At 73.7% G+C, this 468-nt stretch carries 1 pseudogene; it reads left to right on the top strand.

The annotated features are described in order from the left end of the window. Positions 1–127: 127 nt before the first annotated feature. Positions 128–468: pseudogene (locus IF54_RS43170) on the top strand (polyprenyl synthetase family protein); the annotation flags it as partial.

The following is a 468-nucleotide window of genomic DNA, read 5'->3' as shown; positions in this document are numbered from 1 at the left end:
GAGCAGGACTCGAACAACTCCCCCGCGGTTCTCGTGCCGTGCCGCATCCGTTTCCGCCACCCGGCAGGAACCCGTGTCGACTGCACCAGCTCTGATCACCAGGATCTCGACGAGGGGACCCGGCAGCATGAGCTCCACCGTGGCCAACGACCACCGCGCGGACCTGCGTCCGGGCACCCACCCGACCCCGGAGCAGGCCTCCCCCGCTCCGCCACCGTGCCAGACCGCACAGGGGGACCACCGCCGCGGCGAGCATCCGTGGCCCCCTCCACAGGCGGCACCCACGGCCCCCGAGGATCCGGGCGCCGTGGACCGGGACGTGTCCGGCGCCGTGCGCACGGTCCTCGGCGACCTTCTCGACCAACAGCTCGCCGCGGCCCACGCCGTCGATCCGCTCTTCGGGGAGGACCTGGCCCCACGCGTGCCCCGCTTCACGCAGAGCGGCGGCAAACTGGCCCGCGCCCGCTT

The sequence above is a fragment of the Streptomyces sp. NRRL B-3229 genome (genome assembly GCF_000719505.1).
GTDB lineage: Bacteria > Actinomycetota > Actinomycetes > Streptomycetales > Streptomycetaceae > Streptomyces > Streptomyces griseorubiginosus.
This window is presented reverse-complemented; position numbering and strand designations above follow the sequence as displayed.